The organism is Paenibacillus sp. 32O-W, assembly GCF_007679495.1.
Classification (GTDB): Bacteria; Bacillota; Bacilli; order Paenibacillales; family NBRC-103111; genus Paenibacillus_L; species Paenibacillus_L residui.
In genome coordinates this window covers 40668-63111 of record NZ_VEGP01000024.1, presented here as the reverse complement: position 1 = coordinate 63111, position 22444 = coordinate 40668, and the positions used below count along the sequence as shown (strand labels likewise).

Here is a 22444-nt window from a genome sequence, read left to right as displayed (position 1 = left end):
ACAAAGCCGCGAAAACCGCGGCTTTTCTGTTATTTCAGGCAGCCGTATGTTATACTGTTCTTTACTTAAAAGCAGTAGGAACTTATAAGGGAGGCCTTTCGCGTGTACGAATTGTTCATACTCGGCGAATTGATGAATAACCCGATGCACGGCTATTTGCTGCATCAGATTTTGAACGGAATTGTTGGACCTACGCGAAAAGTCAGCTGGGGGGCGATTTATCCGCTTATCCACGGCATGCTTGCAGACGGGCTGATCGAGCAGGTCCCCGATGAACAACCGGAGGGTGCCAGGCAGGGAAGAGGAAAGAAGATAAAGATTTATAAACTTACAGATGAAGGCAGAATACGTTTTTTTCGGTTGATGGAAGAACCGATTCCTTATTCGCCGGATTACGAGCTGCATTTTTATACTAAATTGAAGAATTTTGGTCTGGTCAGCAAGGAATTGCAGTTTTTAATTTTACACCAATACAAGGACTACCTGCGGTATGAAATCCGCCATGAGGAAGAACGGTTGGAGTATGCGAGCAAGGATGAGCGGATTCCCGACGGGGAGCAGCGATACATTCTGATCTTCTTCCGGCATCGGTTGGAGAAGCTCCGGTTTGATGAAGAGTGGGTTTTACAGTTAATCAATAGCCATCGAGTGGAAGGAACAGGGCCTGAACGGGAGTGAAGCAGTCCATGCGTGCTATGGTGGACCTTTCTTTTTTTGGGAGGAATTATGGAATTCATTAACAATCTACTTGTAGAGCTCGGAATCCAAGCAGATACAGCTGTTTACCTGTCTAATGCGATCATGATTGTTGGAATCAGTGCGCTAAGCATACTAGCAAATTTTATTACCAAAAAGATTGTTATAAAAGTCCTTAGTCATTACATTAACAACAACCGGTTCAAGTGGGACAATTATCTTCTGGAGCGGAAGGTCTTCCAGAAGCTCTCTCATGTGGTTCCCGCCCTTATTATTTATTACTTCTCTTTCACCTTCCCCGCCTATCAACAATGGATAGAGAAGGGTGTCGTCATCTACATGATCGTGGTGATGATGCTGGTACTGGACGCATTTCTTAATGCAATGAATGACATTTATACCACTTACGAAATATCCAAGGTCAGACCGATCCGGGGATACATTCAGGTCGTTAAAATTATTATTTTTATCATTGGCGGAATACTGATTATCTCCAACCTGATTGGCGAGAGCCCAGTCATTCTTCTAAGCGGGATCGGCGCATTATCAGCGGTCATTATGTTGATTTTCAAAGATTCTATATTGGGCCTGGTAGCGGGAATTCAATTGACTTCCAATGATATGGTGCGCGTCGGGGATTGGATTGAGATGCCGAAGTATGGAGCGGACGGAGATGTTATCGAGATTTCCTTGGTCACGGTTAAGGTTCAGAATTGGGACAAGACGATCACGACCATTCCGACTTATGCGCTAATCTCCGATTCCTTCAAAAACTGGAGAGGCATGCAAGCCTCCGGTGGTCGGCGGATCAAACGTGCGATTCACGTGGATACGGGCAGCATTACCTTCTGCAGCCCTGAAATGATAGAGAAATTCAAGAAAATTCATTATCTTCACGACTATATCACCAAAAGAGAGATAGAAATTGAGCAGCATAACATCGAAAATGAAATAGACCGATCCAGCAAAGTGAATGGCAGGGCAATGACGAACATCGGTGTGTTTAGAGCCTATATCGAACAATATCTCGAGCATCATCCCAAAATTCATAAAGGAATGACACGCATGGTCAGGCAATTGAATCCGGGGGAAACCGGCCTGCCTTTGGAAATTTACGCATTCACGAATGATACCGCCTGGACGGTTTATGAAGGGGTTCAGTCCGATATTTTTGATCATATTCTTGCTGTTGCGCCGGAGTTTGGACTTCGAGTCTACCAGTCTCCAACCGGACATGATTTGCGGAGCGTGTTAAAGTCGGTTTCGTCCGAATAGAGGGCTTGCGAGGCCAAGAATCGAATAAGCGCAGCTTTCCATCAACTTATTTGAGAATATAGCATCTTGCTCATTGCAAACTTGTTGACAGGACGTTGATGAAGTCGCGAAAAATGATGCTTTATGCCAATGGTTACCCGTCGATTTCTCTTCTGTCTTTAGCCTGCTCTTTTTGTGGTATAATGGGAATAATGTGTCATTAGGAAAATGGAGAGGCGGTGAACGGTTTGAGTATAGACCGCGAAGAACTAAAAAGAATGATTGACCGAATCCCCGAACAAGACGCAATCGAAGTATATGATTTTATCGGATATTTGAATATGAAACGGGAAAGAGCCGTTCTGGAACAATTGGATGACGCATCACTCGCGGAGGATGCAGATCTCATTAGACAAATTGGTCAGAGTCGTGAAGATCGTGAACATGGACGGATATACGGTAAAGAAGCCGGACTTGATTATTTACGCAATAAGGTCAAAGATTTTGAACATGAACAAAACGTATAGCGTTTATTGGACGCAAACGGCTTTGGATGAGCTTAGCGGTATTCTTGCCTATCCACCAGATGTGAAGGAAAAGATTTTTCTGGACTCGTTTACCAGGTTGCTGTATACACCAACGCTCACCGCTAAACAAATTATGACAGGCGAATTGAGAGGTCTTTGGGCAAGACTGGGGCTTTATCAAGTTATTCTTGTGTTTGAAGTCGACGAAGATGAAGCAATTGTTTGGATAAATGGTATTAAACATAAGCGAGAAAATGTGTATTGGAAAAGAAAGAAGACTTAGTCCGGTAATAGTATAGTAATAAAAAAAACTATGCTTTGCTCCAACTACAGCATGCATCTGCATGCTGTTTTTTTGTGCTTGTAATGTTTGTAAGCCTTTCCATCCCCGCGGCGCTGTGCTAGAATCCCACATAGGTGAGATATGAAGCGGGCTCGGGTCTGCTTGTTGGCGGGAGGGGTCGCATGCTTGCTTTCTTAAGAAGACATTCGATACGTTGGCAGTTGATTTTTACAGGCATCGTTATTTTGCTTATGCTCATTGTTATTGTCATTTGGAGCTATTATCGCATCCTGGACATTACCTATGAACGAAATAGCGTATATACTCAAGAAATCATTACTACGATCAATCAAAATATTCTATCTAACGCGGATACCATCAACCGGATCATGCCGAATATAGCGTATAACGATACGGTGCAGCAATATTTACGGAACGAAGATCCGCTTGCCAGGTACGAGCTTTATTTGAAGCTGGAAAAATTGCTCGTGAACCTGAGATCGATGAAGCAGGGCATTCTTGAAATCGTACTGATTGGAATGAACGGCAACACGTATAACTGTATCAACTGCGAGAAGGATATTCCCTTGGAAGAGATTCCTGCGCGTACAACGGCCTATTACTTGGGCATCCACCCGCTTCCGGCCGGAGTTCCCCTCCATCTGAGATCAACCTTTTCCGAAGATTATGTCATTTATGTCGGGGTGCCCGTTTATGACACCGCTACCGGTGCCGGAACCAAAATCGGATATGCGATTATGGTGCTGGACGTCAATGCGCTCGTACCGCATATGGACTACATGTCGCAGCGCATTACGGGAAAATTTTATGTTACGGACCGCAAGGGGATCATTTATGCGGGCAACAGTCCAACGGAAATTGGCCAACCGCTTCCTGAGACCTTAAAGATATATGAACAGGAAACTATTCCATCGACCTTTAAGCTTAATGGGGAGAACTCTGTCGTACATACGTTGGAGGTTCCCGAAATTGGCAGCAGGATCATAAGCGTTTTTCCGGTGAAGGAGCTGTTTCGTGGTCTGGAGGACGTGCAGGCTTTGATCATTGGAGTTTTTGCTCTGCTGATTGCTGTTTTGATCTTATGCTATATTTTCATCAGCCGGAACATTCTGCTCCCTCTTCGTTCTTTCCTATCCTACATCTATGGGATTCGGGCTAAAGGGCTTGAAAGCAGAAGCAACCGCATAGCAGTCAGGGGATATGCGGAATTTGACGTGATGGCCAACAAATTTAACTCGCTGCTGGACGAAATTGATGATTTGGTGGAAGAGCTGATCGAATCCCGAACTCATATTTTTGAATTGGAAATATTGAAGCAGCAGGCGGAGCTTCGCTTCCTGAAGAGTCAGATTAACCCTCATTTCTTGTACAATACATTGGAAACGATGAAAGGGATTGCCCTGGCACGGGGGGTTCGGGAAATCCGCGATATGTCGGATGCGTTGAGCCGGATTTTTCGTTACAGCATCAAGGGGGAGGAGCACGTAAGGCTGCAGGAGGAAATCGATATTATTCAAGCCTACGTCCATGTTCAGCAAATCCGCTTTGAAGGACGCTTTAATGTGCAGTATGAGTTCGCTGAATCCACTTTAAATAATAAAATCATCAAGATGATCCTCCAGCCTCTGGTGGAAAATGCGATATACCATGGGATTGAGCCGAGTATGGTAACCTGTCGTCTTGTTGTAGGCAGCCGAATGGGCGATAACGGGCAGATGATCATGTGGGTGGAGGATGATGGTGTAGGCATGGAGGCCGCATTGCTCAACAGCATCAGGCAAAGCTTGCGGAATCAGGAAACGGGAAGAGAGCTCCTCCCTGTTTCCCCCTCCAAGCATATTGGTATAATGAATGTGCATCGGCGACTTCGTATTGCCTATGGAGACGGGTACGGCATCTCATCCATTGATAGTTTGCCTAACGAAGGGACCAAGGTGACCCTCTGCATTCCTGTAAAAGGAGAAGATTTAGATGTATAAGGCTATGTTGGTTGATGACGAGAAGTGGATTCTGGAGAGCTTGAAGGGAACGGTCGATTGGACGGAGATCGGCTTCGAAATCGTCGGGGTGGCCGCGAATGGCATTGAAGGCTATGAACGCATTACCGAGCTTCGGCCGGATGTCGCCTTTATCGATATTCGTATGCCGGGTATGAATGGGATCGAGCTAATCGGGAAGCTGAAGGCTGCCGAAGTGGCTACCAAATTCATCATTGCCAGCGGTTATGCGGAATTCGAATATGCCAAACAGGCGATGTCTTACGGGGCTGTCGGCTATTGTCTGAAGCCCTTCAAGGAAGAAGATATTATGGAGGCTCTCCTGACCGTCAAGAATTCGATAGCTAAGGAACGGCAGGCATTGCGCCATGAACTCGAACGGCTTCGTGACCATGGGGATATGACGCGGTCCTTGGATTCGGGTGAGATGGAACCGGCGTTCGATATGGCCACGGGCGCAATGGATGAGGCACTCCCCAATGCTGCGGATGCAGTGGATACGGACGGCAAAGAGACGCTTCGGCTCATCGTGCGGCATATTCATGAACACTTTCGCGACAATCTGACCATTCAGGACATTGCCAGACAATTTTACTTGCATCCGAATTATTTAAGCTCATTGTTCAAGAAGGAGCTGCAGGTGAACTTCACCAAATATTTGACCGATTTACGCATGCAGCACGCTTGCAAATTGCTTAAAACGACACAACTGGCGGTTAGCGATATCGCCATGCAGTCTGGTTACAAGGAGTACTATTACTTTGCAAAAACCTTTAAGAAATATACAGGACAGACGCCTACCGAGTTCCGCATCGACTAATGGATTAGTCGGCGGGCTTGTTTTTTTTAAAATATAAGAAAGTATAAGTTTTGAGAGCTTATTTAGTTCCTTAATTAAAACCGAACGTTTTAGCGGATAGCTCTTCTTTCAATTAAGGCGCTGCCCCAAAATCCAGTTTGCGATTTTTCAGCACCGCTAGCACCGGAATTTTTCGTTTTATATTAAACTTTTTTGGGCAACCCCGGGTCGTCTACCGGATGGTGTAAAAGACAAGCAAAACTGCAGGTCTTTTTTTGGGAAAAACCGCGAAGCGCCCTATTCTAAAGCGATAATGCACGTCTTTTTGGAGAAAAGTCGCCACATACCGATTCTAGAGCAATAATGCAGGTCTTTTTTAGAGAAAGCTACGCAATGCCCTATTCTAGAGCAATAATGCACGTCTTTGGAGCGATTTTTGCGAAATGGCCCCATTTTGTGAAAAAGACCTGCACATTTGAGCGTCTTTCGCCTTTTTTTGGAAAAGGGCACGATTTTAATGTATTTTTGCTCGTCTTTTGTGATGTCTTTACCGACCCGAATGCGACGTTGGCTTTCCCTCAGGGCTCCGTTAGGAGCTTTTTTTACCACAATCAGAATTTATAAGTTATTGCGTCCTGAATAACTTCAAATTCTATTTGGCGATAAAAACATCCTTTAAACGCGGTCGCTCATCCATGAAATACTCCGTTAGGAGCTTTTTTTATCGACAAATGCATTAGAAATTTCCATACTTCACGTGAGATAAATCCATAGGTACTTTACCGGGGCTCCCTTACAATAATGTTGAAAGCGCTTAAACCAAAACGAAATGAGGGGATAAGGATTGGGTTATGGCAAGAGCCTGTTAAAGCGGATGATCGAATATAAATATTTCTACATTCTCGTCGCTCCGCTCCTTGCTTACTACATCGTCTTCGAGTATGTTCCGCTCTACGGCCTGATGCTTGCGTTTAAGGAGTTTAATTTTTCCAAAGGGATTTGGGGGAGTGAGTGGGTCGGCTTAGCAAACTTTCGGGAAATTTTCTATCTGAACGATTTTTGGATTGCTTTTCGGAATACGGTCATTATAGCGTTCGGCCGACTGCTGTTTGAATTCCCCGTGCCGATCATTGTGGCGATTTTGCTCAATGAAGTACGCACCGCCCGGTTGAAGAAGTTCTATCAAGTCGTTTATACGTTTCCTCATTTTCTATCGTGGGTCATTATCAGCGGAATTCTGATTAATTTCCTCGGGGCCTTCGGGGTATTGAACCAGCTTCTCGACATATTCGGTTTCCAAAAGGTCAATCTGCTCGTCGACCCGAGTTCATTCCGAGCTCTTATCTTCAGCAGCAGCTTGTGGAGAGATATGGGCTGGGGAACGATCATTTACCTCGCGGCCATTGCGGGGATTAACCCCTCCTTATATGAAGCGGCCAGCATAGACGGGGCGAATCGTCTGCAGCGGATGTGGCACATTACTTGGCCGGGATTGAAGAGCACGGTCGCCATCCTGTTCATTCTCAATGTCGGTGCGATGATGAGCTCGGGGGGAGGCGGATTTGATCAGATTTTCAACCTGTATAATCCGGCAGTTTATGAAAAGGCGGACATTCTGGATACTTACGTATACCGAAGGACATTTTCCGTAGGAGAAAGCTTCGGCACGTCAACCGCCGTCGGCTTGTTCAAATCGATTATTAATTTTGTCTTGTTATATACGGCGAATAAAGCAGCCAAACGTCTCGGACAGGAAGGATTATTCTGATGAATCGGAAGAATACATGGACGGATTACGCTATTCACGTATGGTTAATGCTGTTGGCTTTGATTACGATCTTGCCGTTCTACAACGTGCTGATTACTTCTTTTGCAGACCCGGCCGCGGTGGTCAAGCAGCAATTCTATCTGATCCCGACCAGCTTTAATCTGAGCTCCTACGAGATATTGTTGAAAGGAAGCTATATCGGCAGAGCATTGACAAATTCGCTGATCGTCACTTTGGTAGGGGTAACCATCAACATGCTGGTAACGACTTGCGGCGCTTACGCCTTGTCGAAGAAAGGCATGCCGGGCCGAAATGTAATGATGTCCGGGGTTATTTTCGCCATGCTGTTCAGCGGCGGCTTGATTCCATTTTACTTGACGATCAAGAACTTGAAGCTCATTAACAGTTATGGCGCCATGATCCTGCCGGTGGCGGTAAGTACCTTTTTTCTGATCGTCATGATCAATCAGTTCCGCTCCATTCCTTCGGAGCTGGAAGAATCGGCGAAGATGGACGGCGCCAACGATATCTTTATTCTGTTTCGTATCGTTATTCCCATATCGAAGCCGACGATTGCAGCGATTACACTCTTCTATGCCGTCGCCCGCTGGAACGAATGGTATTACGCGATGCTATTCATGACGGATACGAAGATGTATCCCATGCAATTGTTCCTGCGAAATATGCTGATGGACGTTACCAAAATGGCCAGGGACGATATGGGCGCATCTATGGTGGCCCAGCTTAGCGAAACCTACCCGGACGGCCTGAAGATGGCCAGCGTCATCATAACGATGGCACCGATCATGCTGGTGTATCCATTCCTGCAAAAGTACTTTGCGGCAGGGGTTACCTTGGGTGCCGTGAAGGAATGACCCGCAGTTTTGAGACGGATGTCTTAAAATAGACAAAGAATGTACAAGGGAGGACTATCGTGAACAAGAGCAAAAGAACGACTTTGTTAATGACGGCATTGGCTATTCTGCTTTCGATTATGGTTGGTTGCTCGAAGGATTCAAATTCGACTAATGGAAATGGGGGGAATTCCGGGGGGAACGAGCAAACCGGCGGCACGGACGCCAATCCATTCGCCGAACACATGGACATTTCCGTATCCACGTTCAATATTGGCAAGGCGTTTCCGGATCGGAATTCGGACGAATATTTAAAGTGGATGGAAGAGAAGTTTAACGTGACATTCGTAGACAAAGTGATCAGTTATTCCGATTATGTGGAGAAATATCAATTATGGAGCGCTTCCGGCGAATTACCGGACGTCTTCAGCCACGACATCATTAATTCCGACACCTACTACTCATGGATCAAGCAAGGAATCATTCGAGAATTGCCGGATGATTTGAGCGCGTTTCCCAATGTACAAAGAGTAATGGAACTGGATGAAACCAAAACGCTTAACCACTTATGGATCCCTTTATGAAATGGCGCCGCACTGCTGCGCCGATTTGCTGCCGGACAATCCGACCAAAGGGGTCCGCGATATTCTGCTTCCCGATCCAGAGCCCGGACATTGACCGAAGAACAGATCTTATCATTGAAAAATCTGTACAACCAGCTCGAGCGGTACTACCGTAAGCACGATGTATGGAGATCCGCAGGAAAATATTTACTCAGAAAATATGCAAGACCTAACCGTGACCGGGCGATCATGGATGTGTTGTTATCTACTAATTTGCGCCGGGAGGAGCTGGTACAGCTGGATCTGAACCAAGTTGTAACTAACACGCCGGCTAAGCTCCGATCTGCGGAGCGAACAACGGTTATTCTAATTCGTGGGAAAGGAAGAACGGAAGGAACTGAGTACTTATCTCGGGATGCGACATGGCTCTTGCTGATTATTTGGAGAAGAAGGCTTAATCGACGAATCTCAGTAATCGTCCGAGTTCTTTTTAAGTGCGAAGGGAACGACTCGGTGGAAAGTGGATGGCCGATTATATCTCCGGACCATTAACAGGATTCTGGAGCAAATCGGGATTTGGCATGTGAGGGGCGACGTGATCCAACACGGGACATTCGCCGCTACGTCCGCATGATCTTCGGCTTACATTTGCAACGAGCTTACAAAAGATCCGTATGTAACGGAACAGGAACTGCAGCGATTGCTCAGGCTCCGCAATAAACGTTACCTGACGATTTATACAAATCCACCGAAGCAAAGGTTGGCTCGATTTAAATTATCTTTGCGCGTTTACAATTTGCTTTTGTTTCTTTTTCTAATTATTTAATATATACTAAATTTAACTAATCATTTGGGAAAAACATAATAGGAAGGTGTGCAGGTAATGAGAGCGAAAATTGGAATTCTTAAAGGTGATTATATTGGTCCTGAGATAATTGCAGAGGCAGAGAAAGTTTTAACGTGTATTGAAAAAAAATTCAATCACCAATTTGAAAGAACTTATTTAGAAGCAAGCGGTGAAGCATTTGATAAATATGGGAAACATTTGCCAGAACACACAATTATTGAAGCAAAAAAATGTGATGCTTTATTAAAGGGCCCATTTGGTGGCCCGCCTGAAGATATTAATCATCCCAAATGGTCTGGAGTTGAGCAAAAAGCCATTTTACCTCTAAGAAAACATTTTAATTTATATAACAATTTAAGAGAGACAAAAACTATCGCACCGCTAATTCATCTTTCTCCTATAAAAGAAAAAATTGTAGAAAATGTCAATATAGTTATTGTAAGAGAATTAACATCCGGTATTTACTTTGGCCAAAAAAAAGAAGAAATTATTAATGGTGAAAAGATTTATTCGGATACTGAAACATACTCAGAATCAGAGATAAGCAGAATAGCAGTTAAAGCATTTGAGATAGCAAGGAAGAGGAGGAGAAAATTAACATTAGTTGCGAAATCAAACGTTTTGAAAAGTAGTTTATTATGGCGAGAGGTTGTAGAAAGGATTTCCAAGGATTATGGAGATGTTAAATTAGACTATATGCATGTTGATAACGCATCAATGCAACTAATATTAAATCCAAGTCAATTTGATGTTATTCTTACTAGCAACATGTTTGGTGATATTTTATCAGACGAAGCTTCTGTATTATTAGGTTCAATTGGTTTACTGCCATCGGCTAGTTTAGGTGATAGTACTTTTGGATTGTACGAACCTATTCATGGATCGGCACCAAGCATTGCTGGGAAAAATATTGCTAATCCAATAAGTGCAATTTTATCGGTGGCATTGATGTTAAGATACTCATTTAATCTTGAAAATGAGTCTAAACATATTGAAGAATCAATTTTTTCTGTATTAGAAGAGGGATTCAGAACCCAAGATCTATTTATTGAGGGAGACGATTTATCAAAAGTACTTGGTACTGCTGAATTTGGTGATAAAGTTTGTCACAAAATTATGATAAGTGATTGATTGGTTTATAAATAAGGAACCATTCACAAGAAGTGATCCTTTATTGGCCACTATATGTTTTTCAATACTGCTTTGCACATTAGAACGCGGACAGGAGTGTATTACTCCTTCCGCGTTTTTTCTGTACGCCCAGCATGGGCGTCATCGGGCCAAGGTACACGAACTAGCTTTGAGGCAGGATTAGTGATGAGTTGCCGGTACATAAAAAAATCCAGAGCCGCCAAGGACTAGTCTTGTATACTCCAGTGGTCGCGGGCAGAAAGATGACGTTCTAATCTGGGGAGGCCTGCGGAATACGCGAAGTCCCTTCGTAACTAGAGCCGAGAGACTCTACTGAATCCGCAAGAGCCAGCAGAGGCCCCATAGTACGCGAGAGAGTCCGCACGCGCATTCGTGAGCTTCGAGCGCTTGGCGTGCCAGAGTGGGCTTGCTTCGACATGGCCAACTCCCGTCGCGGTGCATGGGAAGTGTCCCGGAACACAAACAACGCCCTCCCGACTTCCTATTGGGAAGCGAGAGGGCTGAAAAGTCTGCTTTCTCGTTACTTGCAACCCTGTTAATCTTTGGGGCCGCCGTATGCGGACCATGTATGTACGGTGGTGTGAGAAGATGGGGATTAGTCGCCCCCACTTACTCGATTTTTTTCTACGACAGCATAGTTAGCTAACAGACTATTTTATCCCATTCGTGCTCAGTACAGCCAGATAAGCCTCGGTATCTCGATTAAAACGTTTACGTTCCACATGTTCGTTCAAACGGGAGCGCCAATTGACCTCACAGTTCTTGTAAGCGGCATAGCGACGGAGCCTAGATGGTGTTCAATATGTTCCTATGGAAGCGCATCCCGGATCAGCACGATCAATTCACCGTTGCGCTGGATGTAGGAATTCCAATTCCGTAATCCTGTGATCCGGCGGTGATTCACCTTCGTCTGTCGAATAATTTCTCCAAGCCCTACTAGTTTTACAATATCCTTCAATTAATGATACTGGCAATACTGATACGGAACGTCGGGACGTAGGCGTTCGAACGCCAAACGGATCGAATGTTGGCCGTCGCTAACGATCCCGACAATGGGAAAGCCGAGCTCGATCACCGACAGGATGAGCGTTTGCAACTCCGCCGCTGAGCCACTTTTCATGTTCTTCGCAGCAAGCACCGTCCCGCTGAATACTTCGCGAAGGACATACAGGGTCGTTGACCTTCTCCGGCTGAAAGCCATCCATGGATAAAATGATACCGCCGTTTTGCTCTGTCTTTTCGGCCAGCATCTTGCGGACATGGTCATCGAGACTCGCGGTCATAAGGACTTGATAACGCTCATAAAAATTTTGCGCTTGACGTTCGCCAGTTCTTTGACCGTCATATGATGCTTGAATCGCAGCTCGCCGCCAGAGCCAGCACATCGTAGCCGTAGGACGAGTGCTTCATGCTGAGCATCTCCGCTTCGGCCGATTTATACGAGACGCCCATGTGCAGGCGTGAAGGATTCTTACAAGCGTAAGCCAAGCTCCATACATCGATAACGCCATTTAGTGTAGACATCTTTTTATGCCAGGCCATATGCGAATGTTGCAGCTTCGCTTCACAGTGCGGGTAATGAGTCATTTCGGTTCGAAATTAAATTCGAGGGGCAGCGCCTAGCCGATTCTAGAAAGTATGAGGTAACTCCTTTGTAAAGTTCTTTCCCTGTAATACTTCGACAAGCTAATCCTGCTGTCGTAGTTTTTCTAAGGCATACGAAGCATTAGTGTTTTTAATTTTATCTGATTTGTCATTGCAATGATTTTCATAAAAATAGATTCTATTTGGGTGAAAACATGCTTTTGTTGCATTACATTACTTTATATCCACAGCACACTCATGCAATCCCCCAGTAAACCATTGGGGGTTGCCTCACGACCAGTTCAAGGGGCTTGTTCCCTGCGTCTCCCCATGAGGGGATGGAAAGGGAAGCTTAAAAACACCAGAGAGGTGGCTATCACTCACCGGATAGATGGTTGAATTTGCTCTGGAGTAGTCAAATCTGTTTCATATTTCCATATCAAATATATAAGATCCCTGTTGCGCCTGTTTAAAGGGCTTAGAACATATTTATATGATATTTTTTAATAATTTTCTCCTTACTAATATGCTCAAGATATATCGATTTGGTTGATGCAGCAACCTTTTTCCATGAGAAATTATTTAAAGATGTTAATGCATTGTATGCTAGATTAGATCTGAGATTCGTATTCTCTATCAACAACTGAATTGCATCAGATAGTGAATTTACTTCATCAGGTTCTACCATATATCCATTCCAACCATGAGTTATAAATTCAGGGAATCCGCCCACGGTTGTAGTGATGACTGGGATTCCTTCAGCCATTGCTTCCAGGGCAACAATGCCAAAGGGTTCCTGTGTGCTGGGTACAACGTGTAATGACGAATTTGCTAAGTAACTTCGAATTTCTTCATTTTTTATATATCCCAAGAACTGAACATTATCAAGGATTCCTAGGTCATCAGCTAATGATTCAAGATTACTACGTAGTGGACCATCACCAATCATTTGAAGTATCACCGTTGGATCGTTTATCAGAACCTTTTTGAAGGCTCTTAATAAAATATCACATCCTTTTCTAGGTGCAAGCCTGCCAACAAAGGTAATTATTTTAGGTTGTGTGGGTTTTTTTGCCCTTAGTAGGGCAGCATCAGGATTTTTACATGTAATACCGTTATGGATTACTTTGACACTGTCATCCAAATTGTACCTGGTCTTTATTTTTTCTCGTAACCAGGCACTTACTGAAATAATAGTATCTGAATTTGAAGCAAGAAATCTTCTAAGACCATCAATAAAATGACTTGCTGGAGGAGCAATAGAGTGAATAGTAGAGATTAAAGGGAGTTGAAACTTCTCCTTCAGGGCAACCGCAACATGAGCATGGTAATAATCATGAATATGTATTATATCAAATGAGCTGTGATTGCTATGTTCGATATATTTATCTAATTCGTTCAATAATTGTTCGTTATATTTTGACAATCTAAGAGGCCAATAATTTAGCGGTACCTCGTCTGTTATTTGTTGTTTAAGGGTCACTACAGATAAGTTATCATTTATCTCTATTCTACTAAAACTCATCTCTTTATATAGAGGGGCTACAACTACTGTTAAATCACAATTTATTTCGGACAAAGCAATTGCCAATTCATTTACATGAATACCAATACCTCCAAAAACATCTGGTGGATAGTCGGGAGTAATCATTAGAACTTTATTTTTTGAGTTCATAATAATACCTGCCTTTTTTACCTTTTTTTTAAAAATACCCTATTTCATTCCATGTAAATTTATTGTAAAATATTCATTAGGTTTTTGTAAATAGTTTATCTCAATGCCATCAAAAATTGAAAGGGGTTACAGTGTTGAAGAGGATAGTTATTCTTGGACTTGGACCTTGTGGAATCGGAGCAGCTAATAAGTTGCAAAAGATCGGATATTCGAATTGGGTTGCATTTGAGAAAAATAGTTATGCAGGGGGGTTGGCTACTTCATTCCAGGATAATATGGGATTTGTATGGGATATCGGTGGACATGTACAGTTCTCACATTATGAACAATACAACGAAATGTTAGAGGAACACTTCAATTCAGACTTAAACAAAAATATAAAAAGAAATGCTTTTGCTTGGCAACATGATAGATTCATTTCTTATCCCTATCATGCGAATTTAAAAGACCTACCTGCAGATTGTGCGTGGGAATGTTTAGAGGGTCTTATTGATTCAAAGACAAAGAACGAAAGTAGTCAGCCTCCAGCAAATTTTGAAGAATGGATAAAGCAAAATTATGGAGTTGGTATCTTTAAACATTTCATGTATCCATATAATTATAAGGTATGGGCTCATGAACCAAAAGAAATGGGTTACTATTGGGTAAAAGAAAGGGTGTCACAAATAGACCTAAAGGAAGTTGTAAGAGACATTTTATATGATAAAACGAATGACAGTTGGGGACCTAATAATTATTTTTCCTATCCCATTAAAGGAGGAACAGGGACTATATGGAAAGGTCTAGCCGCAAAATTACCACAGAGTCAAATTCATTTTAATAAAGAGCTTACCGAACTTAATATAAAGGAAAAAGTACTGTTTTTTAATGATGGATCAATAGAAGAATATGATACACTAATTACTTCGATACCGTTAATAAAATTAATTAAAATGGCAAAATTGGAACATTTATATGAGCATGCGAATAAGCTCATAAATAATATTGTCCACGTAGTTGGCATCGGAATCAAAGGTGAAATTCCACAACATTTGGTAGATAAAAGTTGGATATATTTCCCTAATGATGATACCCCATGCTATAGGGTTACTATATTATCTAATTATTCGAAATATAATGTACCATCTGAAGGCCATTACTCTTTATTGTGTGAAGTGTCCGAATCAGATTCTAAACAAGTAAAGGATAATTTGATAAATGAGGTAATACAAGGGGCTATAAATACAAAGTTAATGGACCCCGAAAATGGCGAAGTTGTTTCAACATGGTATTTTATGGCTCCATTTGGATACCCTGTGCCAACAGTTGAACGAAATAATTCTCTAAGGATTATTCAACCCGAGTTAATGAAGCACGATATCTATTCGCGGGGACGATTTGGAGCATGGTGTTATGAAATATCAAACCAAGATCATACCTTTATGCAAGGAATGGAAGTTATTGAAAAAGTTATTTTCGGTACGGAGGAAAAGACATGGAGACTCTTTTAAATAAAAATAATTGGGTCGAGAGATTTAGCGATTCCAATAAAGAATTCGCTCTTAGATCAGCAGAACAATTTACTGTCTTTAATGTCCTTCGTGCATTCATTAATGAATCATTAATTGCATCAGAGGCAGCACTAGGATGTATTTCATGTGTAAATGTTTATCCAGAGGATCTTAATTGCCCCGATGATTATCTTGTCTTTCTAGTCCAACTTAACAACCATGATACTCAGTTTCATATAATAGCAACTATAGACTATTGTGGTGACATTAATGAAATTCATTCGATTTATGAAGTAGCTACAAATAAAAAAATTGATGTATCAATCGATTGGATATGTCATCTCCTTAATATTCATCCTGAAGCTAAAGGGTTACTTGAAGCAAATATGAACATGGCTTACATAATGGGGCAGAATCTGCGTACTTTGCGACAAACAAAAAGACACAATATAAAAGAACTAATGCATTTAAAAAAAGAACTATATGTTGAACTTGAGCAGAAATATAATATTGAACGCCCTCAAATTAATCCTATTTCTCATGCCTTTATAGGTGATCATTGCCATCACCCATATTTAATGGAGAATAAAGAAATTGAGGTTCCCCTTTTTGCTTCAAAGAGCGGGAAGATTAGTATTCAAAAACAAACTATGAATTTAACTGATCAATCTATTATGCTTTTTGATAAGGTATGTCAGGGAAAAGCTATGATACCCATACATCCTTTTTCGTTACCTCATCTATTCGAAAAAATGCCAAAACTAAAGGAAGATCTAATAAAAATTGGCACAATTCGTTGTGCCCCTACAACATCTATTCGGACATTATTATACTCTGAAGATTCCGGGACTTATTCTGACTTCCACATTAAATGTACTTACACTGGACAAATAACGAGCCATTCTCGTGTTCTAAACCGTGAGGAGGCACTGAATGGAATCCTTACATCCCAGGTATTTATGCAAATTTATGAAAAGGGAATATGGCCTCAAGGAGTACATTTCATTCCAGAGTTTGCGATGATATATCACCAAGAATGCTCAATATTGACGTGTCTACTTCGGGGGGGTATCAATTCGGTTTATCCTGCTCTAAAAAATGATGAGATACTACTTCCATCTTTTGCAATGGTTTCATCACCACCATCAGGAGAACTAACCGTATTCGAGGAACTTCTAGGCATGTCTCATTTATCAATAGTTGAATTGTTTTATAATATATCACAGTGTCTTGTAGAAGGTTATTTAGAGTTATTAAAATTTGGACTTGGTCATGAGTCACACGCACAAAACACACTTCTGGTCTGGAGTAATAAAGAACGGGCATTTACTGGTATTTGTTTAAGAGATATAGAGTCTACAAAGATTAGTAAGGAATTATTAGGAAGATATGGTATATCATCAAATCACATCAACAGTACAAATGCTGCACAAACAAGAAGTATGTCAGTGTTACCAGACAATGATCCTTATCTACGAAGCTATTTCCTCACAACTGGTTATACTCATGGGATTATTGATTCGCAACTTAACTATCTAATCAAGTTTATTTCAAAACAATATTCAGTTAAATCTGAAAAACTGATTGAGATTGTTAATTCAATTTATTCAAAATGGTGGAAAAAGAGCGAATTTCCTTTTGAGACATATAAGTTATACATGTTGGACTTATCAGTGAGACGTAATCTATTATCGAAAGGGCTTAACTTAAAAAACACACCGGTTCCATACCGTTCAGTGCGAAAAAACGAACTTTATCTAAATTATAATACAATGTCAAAAGTACTTGGAAATTAGTATCCTATATAAAAGTTCACTCATTATAAGGAATATTGTAATCGCTTTATTTGAGGGGATGTTATCTTTGGTATCTTTGACATCCCCCTCATTACACATCTGACAAGCGTATAGTGAGGTGAGGAGTAGATGGTTGAATATTTTAGAAATGGTAGATTCTTTTTTATAGTATCGTATATCAATATGGAATTTGGTGGATTAACCAATGCAATGTTGCAAAGAGCAAGAATTTTTAGTAAAGAGGCGAACTTAAAACCAACAATCTTAACTTTTAATTTTAATCCAAGTTACAATTTGATTAGATCACATTTACTAAAAAAAGGGAAAATAACGAGCGATATAACTATTTTAAATATGTATGAGTATTACGAGAAGTTACCAGAAATGGGATTGTTACCAGATGATAGTTATTTAGATCAAGATTCATTGATTAATTACTGTAAACTCAAAACAGTAGAGGAGGTATTCGATAGTTTAGGGAGATTACGGAAAATGATAGCTGATGACGACGATAACGGAATTACATATGAGTTTTACTATACCAGTAACAAACGGTGTTTCATGGTGAAACAGTTTCAAAGAACTGCTTACGGAGCTTATAATGAAAAAATATCTTTATTTGATGAAGGTAATCGACTCATTATGGTTTGTAATACTGATCAAGAATTAATAATGCATTGGTTAAATGTATTGTCAACTACTGAAGACCCTTGTTTTTTTATAGTTGATGGAAGAGACATGGACCAACATATATTATCTTTTGAAAAAACTAATAGCTTAAGAATTTTTGTTAGTCACAGTATTCATATAGAAGAACCTTATGAAACGGATTCCCCAATTAAAAATACTTATAGATTGTTGTTAAATAATTTTAAGAAATCGGATGCAATTGTGCTCCATACAGAAGCTCAAAAGAAAGATGTTGAATTAATTCTTGGGGAAAATGAGAGATTATTTGTTATTCCACATTGTTATAAAAAACCAGATAACCCCCCAGACTTTACCAAAAGGGACCTAAAGAAGGCTATTGTTATAGCAAGGTATCATAAAGTAAAACAACTCGACCATATTATAAAAGCTTTTAAAACAGTTCTAGATATAATTCCAAATTTGCGCCTAGAACTATACGGGAAAGGTGATCAAGAAAATGTACTCAGTGAACTTATTGAAAAGTTGCAGCTACAGGATCACGTTTTTTTGAAAGGTTATTCAGAAAACCCAAGAGACATTTTTGAAGAAGCTGCTTTTTCCGTTGTAACAAGTAAGTCTGAAGGATTTAGTCTTGCTACTTTGGAAAGTTTATCCCATGGATGCCCTGTAATTAGTTACGATTTAAAATATGGTCCAAGTGTAATGATTAATCATGGATTTAATGGATATTTAGTTCCAAAAGACGATATTAACAGCTTAGCTCAAAAAATGAAGGAACTCTTTTTGAACCCCGAGAAATTACGATTCATGAGTGGAAATGCCTACCAAAGTATAAACGCTTTTCATGAGGAATTATTTATGGATAACTGGTGGGCATTATTTCAAAAAATATTAGTGAGGAGAAAGTTTTCGTGAGTATATTATCAAGCTGACCCTAGAAAAAAGTTTTAGTTGACAGAGCATGCACGAGCTCGAATTGATATATCAAAGGGGAATGATCTTTTATGATTTTCGTAGATTCTTTAGTGAAAGAATATAAACAAACTATACGAAAGGACGGAATGTTCTCTAGTATACGTACTCTCTTCAACCCTAATTTTAACATAAAACGCGCCGTAAATGAGGTCTCCTTTACGATTCAAGAAGGCGAACTGGTCGGGTATATTGGCCCGAACGGCGCAGGGAAATCGACGTCCATCAAGATGCTTACCGGCATTTTGGTTCCGACGAGTGGACATGTCGAAGTGAACGGCATCGTTCCATCCAAAAACCGGAAAGAACATGCTAAGCAAATCGGCGTAGTGTTCGGGCAAAAGACGCAGCTCTGGTGGGACATTCCGGTCATCGACAGCCTTAGATTGCTGAAAGATATCTATAAAGTCCCAGACTCGCTGTATAAGAAAAATATCGATTTATTTTGCGAATTGCTGGAGCTTCACCAATTCCAGAACACCCCCGTCCGACAACTAAGCCTTGGTCAACGGATGCGGGCGGATTTAGCTGCGGCGCTGCTTCACAGTCCGAAGATTCTATTCCTCGACGAACCGACGATCGGAGTCGACGTGGTCGCCAAAGAGAGACTTCGGGCCTTCATTAAAGAGATCAATCGGGAGCAAAAGGTGACCGTTCTCCTAACGACTCACGACATGGGCGACATTGAAAAGCTGTGCTCGCGCATGATGATCATTGATCGCGGAGAGGTCATTTACGATGGGGATATCGAGGAAATACGCATGAAATATGGGGAGTACCGGACGCTTGTCATTCAATTTGAGCAGCCGGTCGCGGATTTTAACGTGAAAGGTGCGGAATTAGTAAAGTCCGACGGCACGAAAAAATGGTTCAAGTTTAATCGCAACGAGGCTTCTCCGTCCGAACTCATCACTCTAATCGGTGCCTGTTACCCGATCAAGGACTTGACAGTGGAAGAGCCAGAAATCGAAGAAATGGTTCGTTCGATATACGAGGGGAAGACCATCGATGCAAGGGCGGTATAAAAGATGAGTATCTTCTGGTCATTCACACGGCAATCTTTCCATAATACGGCTATTTACCGGTTTGAATACTGGCTTCAGCTTGTCTCCGCTTTTCTGATGATGTACAGCGTGTACTGGATATGGAATATCCTTTATTCGGAACATCCGGGTGCGTTTGGCGTTAGCCTTAATCAGATGGCTACGTATGGTGTGCTTGGCATGGCGCTCGAAGCGATCTTCAATCCCGGACAAGGACCGCAAATGTACATATCGTCGCAAATCAAGTCTGGTTCCATCGATACGGACTTGATCAAGCCGCTCGATTTCCATTTGCATATGCTGGCGAGGAATTTCGGTGAGATTTCGTTCCGTTTCGGTACGATCGTGCTGCCAGCAGCTTTGGTCGGCGTACTGTTTCTCGATCTCAAGCCACCGGTATCCGCACTGAATGCTCTATTATTTGTTGTCAGCCTGCTGTTAGGATACTTGGTGCTGTTTTCTTTGAATTTTTTGCTGGGGATGGTGTCCGTACTGACGATCGACATTCGGAGCATCACTTGGACATACAACTCTCTTCTTCGTTTCTTTGCCGGGCAAATGGTGCCCCTCTGGCTTTTTCCCGGATGGCTGAACGGGTTGGCGAATGCGCTCCCTTTTAAATGTATCTTCTCTATTCCATTATCGATCTACATCGGAAAACAGACTGGTGCCGGAGTTTGGGAGTCGCTGTTGTTTCAAGCGGTTTGGGTTGCCGGCCTGCTAGTAATCTGTCGGTTGACATGGTCTGCCGTACATTCCAAGCTTGCCGTGCAGGGAGGTTGATACAATGGAATCACTTCGGATTTACTTCAAGCTGATTCGAATATCGATGCAAAGCCGGATCCAGTACCGCGCCGATTTCATTATCGGTATCATCAGCGTGATCGTATTAAATGCCGTGAACCTGGGACTGATCGGCATTTTGGTAAACCGCTTTACTTCCCTGAACGGATGGTCTGTCTGGGAGATGGTGTTCTTGTACAGCATGTTCGTGCTGGGCCACAGTATCTATAGCTTACTCTTCTGGCACTTCAATCAGATGGACGATTACATTATTCGTGGGACGTTTGATCAATTTCTGATCCGGCCAGTCAGTCCGTTCGTTCAGTTCATCGGGCGGGAAATCCAGTATATCGGTTTCGGGGACCTCATCGTCGGCGTTGCTTCATTCGCGATTGCGTATGCCCATCTCGGATTGCATTGGGGATTGGGCATGTGGCTGTTTTTCGTGTTGGCCTGCCTTTCCGGAACGATCTTGGAGATGGCTATTCGTTGGATCATCGCCTGTACAGCGTTCTGGACCGGGAGGTCGATGTCGCTCACTTTTGTGATGAACCGCTTCAATCTGCTTGTTCAACAATATCCGATCGACATATTTGGTGCTTGGTTTCGCGTTGTTGTTACATTGATACCGATCGCTTTTATGAACTATTATCCTTCGTTGGTTCTGCTCGGCAAGACGGAGCTCGGTTTAAGCTGGGCCGGGCTTATTTCCCCAGTTGTCGCACTGCTTTCCTTGTTGATCGGAGCTTTGGTATGGCGGCAAGCATTAAAAAGGTACGCCAGTTCGGGGAGTTAATATGAAACTAACATAATGGCGGTCCGGAACGTTCGTGCTTATGTTCCGAATTGCCGACTTAAAATGTCTACTCTACATGTAAGTATTAATATTGTCCGGCTACGTGGTGCTCTCGTTCATTGCTGGGTAGATACCTCATGAAAGGCCTCACTACTCCACCTTTTTGATGAACAGATATTCTTCCGTTTACTGTTTACTAAAAGAGCCTTCTGATTTATGACGTTACTTGTTACACTTAGGATTTTCGGTGGTCATTGAAAATACACCATCGAGAGTTAGCTTGTTAAAATGCTTAATATTGGCCCCATTTATCCACAGGTTATGCGTAAAGGTGCATCCGAACTGGCGTTTGATATTGTTATGCGAGGCTGCCGATCACGATCGGTAGCCTTTCTACACAACGAATAGGACTGAAACGTAAGTCAAACACCCAAAAAATCTAACTCGAAAAACAATAGATCGAGATTAGATATGTATCTATCATTCAAGGCGAAAATTAACAGACTTTAGTCAAAAGATACTTATCGCAGTTCTTTCTTCCTTCTAACTTGGCTTATAGTCATAATTAATGACGGTGTAAAATTGTTTGTGTACCAGGATTTGGACCCTTCACAGGTGACAAAAAAGTAGGGTATTCTCGGGATTGCAAAAGTCACCAATAAAGGAACCCTACTCATGGTAACTATACACGAAAACATGCTCACAAATCTAATTGAAAATCTTGTCACAGATTTTGTGAAAGAAAAACTCGAACTGATCATGCGAGAAGAAATTCAGGTCGAGTAGGCGGGGCCTTTCCTTCGAGGATTGTGCCCCTTACCCCTCATAGATCCGTACGTGCGCAACTCGGGGTAGAATTTCAGCTGCGCCAATAGGTTTCCAATACAGTCCCT

Annotated in this window: 20 protein-coding genes and 1 pseudogene; 17 read left to right on the top strand and 4 right to left on the bottom strand. The window is 42.0% G+C overall.

Translation table 11 applies throughout. The features are described from left to right. The first annotated feature begins 102 nt into the window (after positions 1-102). From FS806_RS11750 to FS806_RS26995, 11 genes and pseudogenes are all read left to right on the top strand, one after another. Positions 103-678 (top strand): PadR family transcriptional regulator, encoded by a 576-nt coding sequence (locus FS806_RS11750; protein ID WP_144936246.1) that lies wholly within the window; start codon positions 103-105, stop codon positions 676-678. Positions 679-726: 48 nt separating this feature from the next. Then, positions 727-1971: a mechanosensitive ion channel family protein gene (locus FS806_RS11745; RefSeq protein ID WP_144936244.1), complete on the top strand. Its 1245-nt coding sequence runs from the start codon at positions 727-729 to the stop codon at positions 1969-1971. Between the two features lie 227 nt (positions 1972-2198). Then, complete coding sequence (locus FS806_RS11740) at positions 2199-2477, top strand: hypothetical protein (RefSeq protein ID WP_144936242.1); 279 nt, start codon at positions 2199-2201, stop codon at positions 2475-2477. Continuing rightward, positions 2461-2760 carry a type II toxin-antitoxin system RelE family toxin gene (locus FS806_RS11735; protein ID WP_144936240.1) on the top strand — a complete coding sequence of 100 codons (300 nt, stop codon included), beginning with the start codon at positions 2461-2463 and terminating at the stop codon, positions 2758-2760. The genes FS806_RS11740 and FS806_RS11735 overlap by 17 nt, the downstream gene beginning before the upstream one ends. Before the next feature lie 182 nt (positions 2761-2942). Then, a complete protein-coding gene (locus FS806_RS11730; protein WP_144936238.1) occupies positions 2943-4760 on the top strand; it encodes a cache domain-containing sensor histidine kinase in 1818 nt (605 codons plus the stop codon). Beyond that, a complete protein-coding gene (locus FS806_RS11725) occupies positions 4753-5598 on the top strand; it encodes a response regulator transcription factor (RefSeq protein ID WP_144936236.1) in 846 nt (281 codons plus the stop codon). Before FS806_RS11730 ends, FS806_RS11725 begins: the two co-directional genes overlap by 8 nt. An 823-nt stretch (positions 5599-6421) precedes the next feature. Then, positions 6422-7345, top strand: a complete 924-nt coding sequence (locus FS806_RS11720; RefSeq protein WP_225312801.1) for an ABC transporter permease — start codon at positions 6422-6424, stop codon at positions 7343-7345. Next, positions 7345-8220: a carbohydrate ABC transporter permease gene (locus FS806_RS11715; protein ID WP_144936235.1), complete on the top strand. Its 876-nt coding sequence runs from the start codon at positions 7345-7347 to the stop codon at positions 8218-8220. The genes FS806_RS11720 and FS806_RS11715 overlap by 1 nt, the downstream gene beginning before the upstream one ends. A 59-nt stretch (positions 8221-8279) precedes the next feature. Beyond that, positions 8280-8783, top strand: coding sequence for a type 2 periplasmic-binding domain-containing protein (locus FS806_RS11710; RefSeq protein WP_144936233.1), 504 nt, complete (start codon positions 8280-8282; stop codon positions 8781-8783). 862 nt (positions 8784-9645) lie between these two features. Further along, a complete protein-coding gene (gene leuB / locus FS806_RS11705; RefSeq protein ID WP_144936231.1) occupies positions 9646-10740 on the top strand; it encodes a 3-isopropylmalate dehydrogenase in 1095 nt (364 codons plus the stop codon). A 371-nt stretch (positions 10741-11111) separates the two neighbouring features. Then, positions 11112-11300: pseudogene (locus tag FS806_RS26995) on the top strand (group II intron reverse transcriptase/maturase); the annotation flags it as partial. 269 nt (positions 11301-11569) lie between these two features. Here FS806_RS26995 and FS806_RS26150 read toward each other — a convergent pair. From FS806_RS26150 to FS806_RS11685, 4 genes are all read right to left on the bottom strand, one after another. After that, entirely contained in the window at positions 11570-11719 is a 150-nt protein-coding gene (locus tag FS806_RS26150) for a hypothetical protein (protein WP_222126644.1), read from the bottom strand. Continuing rightward, positions 11720-11881: a hypothetical protein gene (locus FS806_RS26145; RefSeq protein ID WP_222126643.1), complete on the bottom strand. Its 162-nt coding sequence runs from the start codon at positions 11879-11881 to the stop codon at positions 11720-11722. Between the two features lie 221 nt (positions 11882-12102). Beyond that, a complete protein-coding gene (locus tag FS806_RS11690; RefSeq protein WP_222126642.1) occupies positions 12103-12348 on the bottom strand; it encodes a hypothetical protein in 246 nt (81 codons plus the stop codon). A gap of 475 nt (positions 12349-12823) precedes the next feature. Next, entirely contained in the window at positions 12824-14020 is a 1197-nt protein-coding gene (locus FS806_RS11685; RefSeq protein WP_144936224.1) for a glycosyltransferase family 4 protein, read from the bottom strand. 134 nt (positions 14021-14154) lie between these two features. On the opposite strand from FS806_RS11685, the gene FS806_RS11680 reads away from it, so the two are divergent. From FS806_RS11680 to FS806_RS11655, 6 genes are all read left to right on the top strand, one after another. Then, positions 14155-15510: a protoporphyrinogen/coproporphyrinogen oxidase gene (locus tag FS806_RS11680; protein WP_186328331.1), complete on the top strand. Its 1356-nt coding sequence runs from the start codon at positions 14155-14157 to the stop codon at positions 15508-15510. Continuing rightward, a complete protein-coding gene (locus FS806_RS11675) occupies positions 15495-17306 on the top strand; it encodes an IucA/IucC family protein (protein ID WP_144936218.1) in 1812 nt (603 codons plus the stop codon). Before FS806_RS11680 ends, FS806_RS11675 begins: the two co-directional genes overlap by 16 nt. Before the next feature lie 129 nt (positions 17307-17435). Next, positions 17436-18872, top strand: a complete 1437-nt coding sequence (locus FS806_RS11670; protein ID WP_144936215.1) for a glycosyltransferase — start codon at positions 17436-17438, stop codon at positions 18870-18872. A gap of 89 nt (positions 18873-18961) precedes the next feature. Next, positions 18962-19954 carry an ABC transporter ATP-binding protein gene (locus tag FS806_RS11665; protein WP_144936212.1) on the top strand — a complete coding sequence of 331 codons (993 nt, stop codon included), beginning with the start codon at positions 18962-18964 and terminating at the stop codon, positions 19952-19954. A gap of 3 nt (positions 19955-19957) precedes the next feature. Continuing rightward, positions 19958-20755, top strand: a complete 798-nt coding sequence (locus FS806_RS11660; RefSeq protein ID WP_144936209.1) for an ABC transporter permease — start codon at positions 19958-19960, stop codon at positions 20753-20755. Between the two features lie 4 nt (positions 20756-20759). Next, positions 20760-21551 carry an ABC transporter permease gene (locus tag FS806_RS11655; RefSeq protein WP_144936207.1) on the top strand — a complete coding sequence of 264 codons (792 nt, stop codon included), beginning with the start codon at positions 20760-20762 and terminating at the stop codon, positions 21549-21551. The last annotated feature ends 893 nt before the right edge of the window (positions 21552-22444 follow it).

Excerpts from the sequence above, each read along its gene's own strand:
- FS806_RS11685 (WP_144936224.1), bottom strand. The coding sequence starts at position 14,020 with ATGAACTCAAAAAATAAAGTTCTAATGATTACTCCCGACTATCCACCA.
- FS806_RS11735 (WP_144936240.1), top strand. The coding sequence starts at position 2,461 with ATGAACAAAACGTATAGCGTTTATTGGACGCAAACGGCTTTGGATGAG.
- FS806_RS11660 (WP_144936209.1), top strand. The coding sequence starts at position 19,958 with ATGAGTATCTTCTGGTCATTCACACGGCAATCTTTCCATAATACGGCT.
- FS806_RS11675 (WP_144936218.1), top strand. The coding sequence starts at position 15,495 with ATGGAGACTCTTTTAAATAAAAATAATTGGGTCGAGAGATTTAGCGAT.
- FS806_RS11665 (WP_144936212.1), top strand. The coding sequence starts at position 18,962 with ATGATTTTCGTAGATTCTTTAGTGAAAGAATATAAACAAACTATACGA.
- leuB (WP_144936231.1), top strand. The coding sequence starts at position 9,646 with ATGAGAGCGAAAATTGGAATTCTTAAAGGTGATTATATTGGTCCTGAG.
- FS806_RS11655 (WP_144936207.1), top strand. The coding sequence starts at position 20,760 with ATGGAATCACTTCGGATTTACTTCAAGCTGATTCGAATATCGATGCAA.
- FS806_RS11670 (WP_144936215.1), top strand. The coding sequence starts at position 17,436 with ATGGTTGAATATTTTAGAAATGGTAGATTCTTTTTTATAGTATCGTAT.
- FS806_RS26145 (WP_222126643.1), bottom strand. The coding sequence starts at position 11,881 with ATGAAAAGTGGCTCAGCGGCGGAGTTGCAAACGCTCATCCTGTCGGTG.
- FS806_RS11745 (WP_144936244.1), top strand. The coding sequence starts at position 727 with ATGGAATTCATTAACAATCTACTTGTAGAGCTCGGAATCCAAGCAGAT.
- FS806_RS11725 (WP_144936236.1), top strand. The coding sequence starts at position 4,753 with ATGTATAAGGCTATGTTGGTTGATGACGAGAAGTGGATTCTGGAGAGC.
- FS806_RS11730 (WP_144936238.1), top strand. The coding sequence starts at position 2,943 with ATGCTTGCTTTCTTAAGAAGACATTCGATACGTTGGCAGTTGATTTTT.
- FS806_RS11715 (WP_144936235.1), top strand. The coding sequence starts at position 7,345 with ATGAATCGGAAGAATACATGGACGGATTACGCTATTCACGTATGGTTA.
- FS806_RS11690 (WP_222126642.1), bottom strand. The coding sequence starts at position 12,348 with ATGACTCATTACCCGCACTGTGAAGCGAAGCTGCAACATTCGCATATG.